Annotated in this window: 7 protein-coding genes; 4 read left to right on the top strand and 3 right to left on the bottom strand. The window is 47.0% G+C overall.

From position 1 onward, the window contains the following. Positions 1-1424 precede the first annotated feature (1424 nt). Positions 1425-2396 (top strand): solanesyl diphosphate synthase, encoded by a 972-nt coding sequence (sds, locus tag QUA33_RS19275; protein ID WP_333056988.1) that lies wholly within the window; start codon positions 1425-1427, stop codon positions 2394-2396. Positions 2397-2493: 97 nt separating this feature from the next. On the opposite strand, the gene QUA33_RS19270 is transcribed toward sds, so the two are convergent. After that, complete coding sequence (locus QUA33_RS19270; protein ID WP_333150320.1) at positions 2494-2958, bottom strand: hypothetical protein; 465 nt, start codon at positions 2956-2958, stop codon at positions 2494-2496. A 673-nt stretch (positions 2959-3631) separates the two neighbouring features. Between QUA33_RS19270 and QUA33_RS19265 the strand changes: the two genes are divergently transcribed. The 3 genes from QUA33_RS19265 (at position 3632) to QUA33_RS19255 (ending at position 6094) form a co-directional block, all read left to right on the top strand. After that, complete coding sequence (locus tag QUA33_RS19265; protein WP_333150318.1) at positions 3632-3982, top strand: hypothetical protein; 351 nt, start codon at positions 3632-3634, stop codon at positions 3980-3982. Between the two features lie 107 nt (positions 3983-4089). Then, positions 4090-5610, top strand: coding sequence for a stress-responsive protein Ycf46 (gene ycf46 / locus QUA33_RS19260; RefSeq protein ID WP_006635782.1), 1521 nt, complete (start codon positions 4090-4092; stop codon positions 5608-5610). Positions 5611-5740: 130 nt separating this feature from the next. Then, positions 5741-6094 carry a DUF1257 domain-containing protein gene (locus tag QUA33_RS19255; RefSeq protein WP_006635781.1) on the top strand — a complete coding sequence of 118 codons (354 nt, stop codon included), beginning with the start codon at positions 5741-5743 and terminating at the stop codon, positions 6092-6094. 410 nt (positions 6095-6504) lie between these two features. On the opposite strand, the gene QUA33_RS19250 is transcribed toward QUA33_RS19255, so the two are convergent. Together QUA33_RS19250 and QUA33_RS19245 are read right to left on the bottom strand one after the other, a co-directional pair. Further along, on the bottom strand, positions 6505-6609 hold the full coding sequence (locus QUA33_RS19250) for a glycosyltransferase (protein WP_333150316.1): 105 nt from the start codon (positions 6607-6609) through the stop codon (positions 6505-6507). 59 nt (positions 6610-6668) lie between these two features. Continuing rightward, complete coding sequence (locus tag QUA33_RS19245) at positions 6669-7373, bottom strand: hypothetical protein (protein WP_333150314.1); 705 nt, start codon at positions 7371-7373, stop codon at positions 6669-6671. Between the last annotated feature and the right edge of the window lie 5 nt (positions 7374-7378).

Genomic DNA, 7378 nt, shown 5'->3' with positions numbered 1-7378 from the left:
CAAGTTACATCATCAAATATTTTTAACTGGTTTACACACTGCTGTTATTGTACCTCATCTTTCTGAGAAAGGCTATATATCATTTTTTTAATTAAAAATTACTTTTATGGCTCTCTAGCAAATTTTGTTGAGAATATGTGAACAAATGACAGAGAATATCTGCCTGCATCAGTCATTTAAGCAGCCTTTGATGAAATATGTGATAGCCGTGCAACTTTATGGATTGCTTCTGTTGAGCAAGTAGGTTACTATATTCAGCAATTTCGCGTTTTATTTCTGTAAGTTCTTGCCCTACAAAATAGGAATATTGAGATTTTTGGCACAATAACCGATAACTTCAAACTCAGCATTTTTGAGAGCACTTTAATAGCTTTCTCGGAACACTGGTCGGGTTTCCCTGACATGAAACTTGCTGTGAGCTATACAAGCTGCTACTCAATATAATATCTTGCCTCAGAGGCTGTGGGCATTTAACCTCGATAACTGTAGCTACGTGTTGCAGTAAGTAGCAGCCCAGAAAATCACGGTGCCCGTAATTGTAAATAATAACCCTGCCTTTGCGCGCAAGCATTCCAGGCAGGGTTATTATGGAGTATTCCGAATTCTCAAGGGTGAAGCGAGGACGCTACTGCCGACTTCGGCTGCCCAGCAGTACACTACTCGCCCAATCGAGTTATTTTAGCGCTGCGTTCGGCCAACATCAGCAGTACATAAATAGTCATTACATAGCCGGCGGCCAGAATGGGAATAATTAGAGGAATATCGCGATAAATCATAATTAGAACCAAAAGTCAAGGACGAGGAGGAGCAGGACAAGTTCAAGACCTACTACATTAAGTCAGCACGCAAGACCATGCCTTGGTTCTGAAGGCTGTTTTTCCATATCAAGCCTGCGGGAACCTTTAGGCGTTCCCGGTCATCAATAATGATTTACTGCTTTACAGATGCTTAAACAGCCTAAAACCATCCACTTGAGCTGCTTTGAGCTACCGTGCACATAAGATGCGCTACTCTTAACTTCTGATAAATTTTAGCTGCGAGGAACTAAAAATCTGTACCAGAAATTTTGGCTGCGATCGACTAACAAGGCTGGCTCTACGAAACTTTTACAGGCACCTAAAAGCTACCTGCCAGTCTGGCTGTACTTAATGTATAGAATTGTTTAAATCCTTAATACCCATAATAACACAGGGTTTCTGGGATTTAGAGATTTTTTGGCAGTGTCCTTAACAATTCGATACAATAGGGGCAACCCCTCTGGCAGCCGGCGACTCGCCTCTGGCAGGCGGGTGACTCCCATCGGGTGGCAGATGACAAATAACTGCCGATCGCCTAGATTTTTCTTTTCTATTGCAGAGAATTACCTTAAAATAAAGATATGATATGTAAAATTTTGTTACTTTACGGCTTGAGTCGGCGTATCCATGATCTCTAGCACTCTCCTATTTTCCTCGGTTGAAGAAGACCTGCGACTGTTGACAGAAAACTTAAAACAGTTAGTGGGTGCCCGTCATCCCATCTTGTACGCGGCTGCAGAATACTTATTCGGCACAAAGGGAAAACGAGTGAGACCCGCAATCGTTCTGTTGATGGCCAAGGCGACTATGCCCGATCGGGAAATCACGGAAAAACACCGCCGGCTCGCTGAAATCACAGAAATGATTCACACAGCTAGTCTCGTGCACGACGACGTGGTGGACGAGTCGGATCTGCGGCGGGGAGTGCCGACGGTTCACAGTCGGTTTAACAACCGAGTGGCAGTATTGGCGGGAGATTTTCTGTTTGCTCAATCTTCCTGGCATTTGGCAAATCTAGACAACCTGCCGGTAGTCAAACTGCTTTCAGAAGTGATTATGGATTTAGCTGAGGGGGAAATTCAACAGGGACTCAATGGATTTGACACCAGCTTGTCGATCGAAGCGTACCTCGAAAAAAGTTATTACAAAACAGCGTCTTTAATTGCCAACAGTTCCAAAGCAGCGGGCTGTTTGAGCGAGGTTTCAGCGGAAATAGCAGACGATTTGTACAACTACGGTCGCAACATTGGTTTGGCATTCCAAATAGTAGATGATATATTAGATTTCACCGCTTCAACGGAAACTTTGGGGAAACCTGCAGGCTCGGATCTCAGAAGCGGTAATCTGACAGCACCCGCACTATTTGCCCTAGAAGAAAAACCTTACTTGGAAGTTCTCATAGAACGCGAATTTGCCCAAGAAGGAGATCTAGAGCAGGCCCTGGCACTGGTAGAAGATTCTAGAGGCATAGAGCGATCGCGAGAACTTGCCACCAATCACGCACAGAAAGCCGTCGAATACTTAGCTGCGCTGCCTCATTCAGAGTCCCGTCAAGCTTTGATTGATTTGGCTGAATACGTTTTGAGCAGACTTTATTAGAGGTTAAAAAGTTACACTTTATTGGTAATGGGGAATTGGTAATGGGTAATTCCCAATGCCTCATGCCCTGTTACCAATTAATAGAAAATTGAGTTGTCTAGGCAATATCCGGCGGTGGAGCCGATCGATACTGTTGCAAGTAAACATTAATTAAACTCTGTACTTGCTCGCGAGGGATTTCCGTCCCGACTTCCTGATTTCCGGGACTTTCAAAAAAAACAATGCTGTCAAGACCTTCCAGAGCTATCATCTGAAATAAAATGTGAGTGACAGGCAAAAGTATCGGTCTGAGGCGATCGCCCCCAGCCGCCGCAGCCTGCGACGCATCTTTAAGACTGTTCCAAGCATAAATCACCCTCTTCTCCCGTCCCGGTTGCTTGAGATTGCTCAAAACCACGATCGCCCAACTTTGGTCTACCGCTTGCAGGATCGAGTATTCGAGGTGCTGTAGCTGTTGGGCAATTAACACCAGTGCCGGGGCGATCGCCTTTAAGATTTGTGGCGTCGAACCGTCGGGCGGAGCTTTTTCGATCAATGCTTGAATCTGTTGGTCTAAATCCATCAGTCAGTTCTTTGATATCTAAAATTAAAAATTTCAGGTTAGCGGGTCCGCATCCAAGTATATATTACCCAGCACTGCCCTATTAAAGATAAGCTGACACCCATCTAAATTTAATATTTTGCAGCCTAGAGTCCTTGTAGCGAGCATTTGGGCAAAAAAATTAAGTGCGTAACAGCTTACACAATGTCATCCCAAAAGTCTAACGGTAGGGTGCTGAGCGCTAGCGCTGTCAAGGCGTGTTAAATCTGAGGCGGATCAAAAGCCGAAAACGGTTATTTCACGTTCGGATTTTGCACGATTAAAGCTATAAAAACTGTTTGGGGGAGTTTGGTTTCAAAATAAAAACGCCCAAAGTTAGTAACCTCATGAGCGGGCTGGGTGTTTATGGCGCACCTTACCCCAGAGGGCGGCTCAAAGGATTTGTTGGCCGTACTCCTATATATCTATTGTTCATATTTATAGTTGGTCGATCGTCCTTGACGCTACCCCAACCTGCCGCTGCACCTCGGCCTCATCAGCTACACCCCTTACTTTTTGGTTGTTAACAATCCCAGAGTTACCTCAAATGTAACGAAATATTACAAGATGACGCTAAAGCTGCATAGAGGCTTGACAGCAAAGAATTAAGCGGCTAATCTGATATACATACCCGGGTAAGTCAATTCACTGTCATATGCAAGAAAAGCAAAAAGTTACATTGTATCTTCCACCAGAACTGCATCGCCAGCTCAAAATCCGAGCCGCAGTCGAAACTGAACCGATGTCATCAATTGCAGAAAGGGCAATTGTCTTCTACCTAGGAAATCCCGAACTGGTTGACGAAGTAGAAGCCTCCTACGGACAAACCCATCGGGTATACAACTGTCCAGAATGCACGGGTTCAGTAGTAATGCGAGATGGAGAACTGGCATCCGTAACAAGTCAGCCGAGCGTATTGGCTGAACAGGAGCTTCCAGTAAAGCAGGTGTCGGGCGTCAGCGCCAGCACGGCCAAACCGGGAGAGGAAGAATTGGTTCCCTGCTAAGAATGCCTTGCTTCCCCAAAAAGCTAAAACTGAAATTTTCAGTAAGAGGGCGAAGGGCAGCATTGAGATTCAGCAAAGATAGCACCGTCTCTAGTGGGTCGAGGACTATGCAAGAAGAGATCAGTATTCTAATCCAAGCTCAATATCCTCTGATCTACCTCGTGACATCCGAGGAAGAGCGGTGTGAGCAAGCAATTTCGACAATAGCTCAAGCAAAACCACAGCGACGAGTATTTATCTGGACTGTAACTCACGGCATTGTGGAGTATGGTCAACCCCGCACCACCACCCAACACAACACCGTCTCGCCAGAGGCAGCAATAGAATGGGTGATCAGGCAGCGAGAACCCAACAGTAACGCTAGCATCTACATTTTCAAAGATTTACATCCTTTTATAGATTCTCCTCCGGTAACGAGGTGGTTGCGCGATGCGATCGCCAACTTCAAAGGAACGCAAAAGACAATTATACTGATGTCTCCTTTGCAGCAAATTCCGATCGAGCTAGAAAAGGAAGTAGTGGTATTAGACTTCGCGTTGCCAGACATGAAGGAACTAAACCAAGTATTGTCTGGTCAGTTGGAGCAAACGAAATCGCGACGCATTACCACAGAAGCGCGAGAAAAACTTTTAAAAGCAGCCTTGGGATTGACCAAGGACGAAGCTGAAAAAGTTTATCGTAAAGCCCAAGTTTCGACTGGGCGCCTCACAGAAGAAGAAGTAGACATAGTTCTTTCGGAGAAAAAGCAATTAATTCGGCGCAACGGCATTCTAGAGTTCATTGAAGAAGACGAAACCCTGGATGCAGTCGGCGGTTTAGAAGAGCTGAAGCGGTGGCTGAGACAGCGTTCCAACGCCTTTACCGAAAGGGCGAGAGAATACGGTCTGCCCCAACCTAAAGGGATGTTAATTCTCGGCGTACCAGGATGCGGAAAATCGCTGATTGCCAAGACCACCTCCCGCCTCTGGGGACTGCCCCTGCTGAGGCTAGATATGGGTAGAGTCTACGACGGCTCGATGGTGGGTCGATCGGAAGCCAACCTCCGCAATGCCCTCAAAACCGCAGAATCCATCTCTCCAGCCCTCCTCTTCATAGACGAACTAGACAAAGCCTTTGCAGGAGGCACTGGTTCGGCCGACTCAGACGGAGGCACATCCAGCCGGATTTTCGGTTCCTTCCTCACTTGGATGCAAGAAAAGACTTCCCCAGTCTTCGTAATGGCAACAGCCAACCGAATCGAGCGGTTGCCGGGAGAATTCTTGAGGAAAGGCCGATTCGACGAACTCTTCTTTGTTGATCTGCCTACCAAAGAAGAACGCCAAGATATATTTAAGATTCACCTGTCAAAGCGGCGTCGGGAAATTACTCGCTTCGATTTAGAGCAACTTTCCAATGTTTCCGAGGGCTTTTCAGGTGCAGAGATTGAGCAAGCGCTAGTAGCCGCAATGTACGAAGCCTTCGCTCAAGATCGAGAGTTTACGCAGCTAGACATCATCGCGGCCATTAAATCTACAATGCCACTGTCTAAAACAATGACCGAACAGGTCACCGCCCTTCGAGATTGGGCTAGACAGCGTGCACGGCCCGCTGCGTCTTCCGTCGCTGAATACCAGCGAATGGAATTCTAAAAGCTTTCTCCTGGTCCAAACAGGAGCAAAGGCTAGCAACAGCTAGCAGTTCGATTCAAGAGCCGCCCAGCGGCACCGTTAAATCCAGACCGTTGTTGTTTCTCTCTCAGTTTTATTAGGAGGAAATCCAATGTCTCACTTTAGCACTCTGCGTACCAAAATCACCGATGCCGAAATCCTGAAAGCTTCACTGCGCGACTTGGGCATTTCAGTCAAGTCAGAAGCTGATGTTCGTGGCTATAACGGTCAGCGCGTTCGCTCCGACATCGTAGCGATTCTCGAAGGCGAATATGACCTCGGTTGGTCTCGCAATAGCGATGGTTCCTTTGACCTGATTGCCGACCTCTGGGGCGTCGCCAAAAAACACAATCAAACTGAGTTAATCAACTCCATCAACCAGAAGTACGCAGTTAACAAGACCTTGGCCGCAGTCAAGCAGCGCGGTTTGCAAAATGCCAACGTTAAGCTGGTAGTGCAAAACTAATTGATCTGCAGGTTTCCAAGCTCGCGGGTTAACCACACAAACGGGTTAACCCGTTTTTCGATCGCTAGGATGTAGAGGGGGGTCTTTGGGCCGCCACATACTTTTTTAGCACCCCCAAGCAGCAGCTCTCCACGTGAAAGCTGCTGCTTTATGGTTTAATGGTCGGCTACTTAATGCTTCAGGCAATCGTCGATCGTTTGTTGATAAACTTCAAGTATTCGATCGACTTTGCGTTCTCAATCAAAATGCTGCCGGACTTGTTCCCGTCCCGCACAACCGATACTCTGCCGCTATTCTGGTGAATGAGCCAGCTTGAGCATTGCATCTGTCAGTCCCTGGACAAATCCTTCTTTAGAAGTGGGTTCTACTAAAATACCGCAAGTGGAATTCAGATAATCTACCGGGCCGCTTCAGTTCGTTGCTATGACTAGCAAGCCCACTGCCATTGCCTCCATCACCACTGCCCCGCCGCATTTCCGCAAACTGGGAAAAACCATTGCATCAGCTTGTTGCATTTTGAGAGCGCACTCCTCTTGAGACAGCTACCCACTAAATAGAACGCTGCTGTCGATGCCTAAACGAGCTGTTTGAGCTTCAAGTTCCTCTCGGATGTGCCCATCACCGATCGCCACACCGAGAAATCCACGCCGTTTTCCACAAGTTCAATAATTTTATCCTGCACCCCAGATGCAAGTGCCTGCTTCGTGCGATCGTTTGCCACTAACAGCGTCTCGGCTTTGATTTTACCGGGAAAAAGACGATTGAAGAAATCGACGCCCTGGTGACCGATATCGATTAAAATATCAATGGTAGGATTTTGGCGCGATCGAAAAGCCAGAGGAAATTTAACCGACGTGTTCATCGGCCCGATAACTACCGGCACTCCCAATCCGAACATAAACGAAGGAACTGTTGCCGAGACAGGTGTCGGTTCGTGTACAACATCAATCTGGTGTTCGCTCACCAGCCGCCGGACAATACGACGCTGTAGCAATTGGGTGTACAAGTGAGTGAGAAGCCCAAAAGAAAAGTCATTCACTCTTTCAGGGATAAATCGCCCGCAATTGTTAAGCAGCCGGTGCAGCCAAGTGTCGGGTACAAAGTGCATCCGATCGCGCTCTTGTGGAAACAGCTCTGTGAGTTCTGTTTGGGTGCGGGCGTGCGCCACTAACCATGTCTCTATTTGGCGCGATCGAAGTATCCGAAAGTAGTTGAGCGGCAGCAATGACTCGCCGCCGAATTTAGTTGAGGCGTTCTGAGCACCAATTAAAATTCGCATAACTT

It is taken from the genome of Microcoleus sp. Pol14D4 (genome assembly GCF_036701245.1).
Taxonomy (GTDB): Bacteria; Cyanobacteriota; Cyanobacteriia; order Cyanobacteriales; family Microcoleaceae; genus Microcoleus.
This window is presented reverse-complemented; position numbering and strand designations above follow the sequence as displayed.

Coding starts and splice junctions, on each gene's coding strand:
- sds (WP_333056988.1), top strand. CDS start 1,425: ATGATCTCTAGCACTCTCCTATTTTCCTCGGTTGAAGAAGACCTGCGA.
- QUA33_RS19270 (WP_333150320.1), bottom strand. CDS start 2,958: ATGGATTTAGACCAACAGATTCAAGCATTGATCGAAAAAGCTCCGCCC.
- QUA33_RS19265 (WP_333150318.1), top strand. CDS start 3,632: ATGCAAGAAAAGCAAAAAGTTACATTGTATCTTCCACCAGAACTGCAT.
- ycf46 (WP_006635782.1), top strand. CDS start 4,090: ATGCAAGAAGAGATCAGTATTCTAATCCAAGCTCAATATCCTCTGATC.
- QUA33_RS19255 (WP_006635781.1), top strand. CDS start 5,741: ATGTCTCACTTTAGCACTCTGCGTACCAAAATCACCGATGCCGAAATC.
- QUA33_RS19250 (WP_333150316.1), bottom strand. CDS start 6,609: ATGCAACAAGCTGATGCAATGGTTTTTCCCAGTTTGCGGAAATGCGGC.
- QUA33_RS19245 (WP_333150314.1), bottom strand. CDS start 7,373: ATGCGAATTTTAATTGGTGCTCAGAACGCCTCAACTAAATTCGGCGGC.